3 protein-coding genes are annotated in these 1,449 nt (G+C 67.5%); 1 reads left to right on the top strand and 2 read right to left on the bottom strand.

The features are described 5' to 3' along the window. The coding region (locus AB0P24_RS47865; protein WP_365805786.1) for an SDR family NAD(P)-dependent oxidoreductase at nucleotides 1-252 on the bottom strand (252 nt) is incomplete at its 3' end. An 82-nt stretch (nucleotides 253-334) separates the two neighbouring features. Then, the gene (locus tag AB0P24_RS47860) at nucleotides 335-910 is read right to left on the bottom strand and encodes a TetR family transcriptional regulator (RefSeq protein WP_365805784.1); all 576 of its coding nucleotides are present in this window, start codon (nucleotides 908-910) and stop codon (nucleotides 335-337) included. Between the two features lie 287 nt (nucleotides 911-1,197). On the opposite strand from AB0P24_RS47860, the gene AB0P24_RS47855 reads away from it, so the two are divergent. Next, a partial coding sequence (locus tag AB0P24_RS47855) for an SDR family NAD(P)-dependent oxidoreductase (protein WP_365805782.1) occupies nucleotides 1,198-1,449 on the top strand: 252 nt, incomplete at its 3' end.

The following is a 1,449-nucleotide window of genomic DNA, read 5'->3' as shown; positions in this document are numbered from 1 at the left end:
CAGGATGTCCAGGCGCTGGTAGCGCTCCACGGCCTGCTGGATCAGGGTCTCCGCTCCCGCCGCGGTGGACAGGTCGACCGGCACGATCACGACGTCGTGGTCGGCCGCCAGGGCGTCCAGTTCGGGCGTGGAGGAGCGGCTGCCGGCCACGACCTTGACCCCCTCGTGGACCAGTCTCTCGACGACTGCCAGGCCGATGCCCTTGCTGGCTCCGGTGACGACGGCGACCTTGCCCTTGAGGTGCAGTTCCATGACGGCCTCTTTCTGGATTGAACGATACATAACTATGGTAGGGTCAATCCCGGACCGGGGCGCGGTGGGGGTTTTGCGGCGGTCAGTCCAGTGCGCGCATCGCGACGGACAGGGCGTCCTCCGCGAACTCCCTCCCCGCGCGCGCCTGGCCGACGATGCGGATCCCTTGAATGAAGGTGGTGAGGAACCGGGCCAGCTGCCTGGGATCCTTGTCCGCGGAGATCTCGCCTCGCGTCTGCGCCCGCTCCAGGGCTCCGGCGAGGGAGGACTCGACCTGCCGGACGGCGGCCGTGACGCGGTCTGTCGCCGAAGGCTGCTCGCCGCACTGCGTGGAGGTGCTGACCACGAGGCAGCCGCGTGTGGGGTCGGCCAGATCCGCCTCGATGAGGGAGGTGAGCACCTTGCGGACCGTGGGCCGGATCTCGGTCGCCGCGTCGAGGGTCTTCTCCAGGTCGCTGCCCTGGAGGGAGATGTAGCGGTCCAGGGAGCGGAGGTAGAGCTCCTCCTTCGAACCGAAGGCCGCGTAGAAGCTGCCGCTGCCGATGGACAGCTCCTTCAGCAGGTCCTGGAGGGACGTCTCGGCGTAGCCGCGCCGCCAGAACAGGTCCATGGCGCGGTCTATCGCCTGGTCGACGTCGAATTCCCGGGTGCGTGCCATGGCGACAGGGTAGCCCACTTTATGGAATAGTCAATCAAGTATGGGCCTCGGTCCGTTCCACGGCATCCGGCGGGGCGCTTCGGATCGGCGACGCAAGGATCCGTCCACCCTGGTCTGGCGAGGTGTGTCGTGCAGGCTCGGCGGCCGACCGGGATGGCTGCCCGGAAGGGTGACTGACGCCACTCCGATTCTGGATTGACCATTCAATAAACCTGCTAGGCTGCTGTCGCGGCCCCCGGAAGCGTGTGCCGTCATTGTGTATTGATCAATCCAGAAAGGTATTCGTCATGGAACTGCACCTCAAGGGCAAGGTCGCCGTCGTCACCGGAGCCAGCAAGGGCATCGGCCTGGCAGTCGTCGAGGGCCTGGTCCGCGAAGGAGCCAAGGTCGTGGCGGGCAGCCGCACCTCGACCCCCGAGCTCGACGCCCTGGCCGCCGAGTACGACGTCACGGTCGTCCCGGTCGACCTGTCCACCTCGGAAGGCCCGGAGACCCTGGTCCGCCGGGCCGTGGAGCGGCACGGCCGGATCGACGTCCTC

This window comes from Streptomyces sp. NPDC086519, assembly GCF_040686075.1.
Classification (GTDB): Bacteria; Actinomycetota; Actinomycetes; order Streptomycetales; family Streptomycetaceae; genus Streptomyces; species Streptomyces shenzhenensis.
This window is presented reverse-complemented; position numbering and strand designations above follow the sequence as displayed.

What these genes read in the sequence shown, in the direction of transcription:
- AB0P24_RS47860 (WP_365805784.1), bottom strand. Translation starts at nt 910, where the DNA reads ATGGCACGCACCCGGGAATTCGACGTCGACCAGGCGATAGACCGCGCC.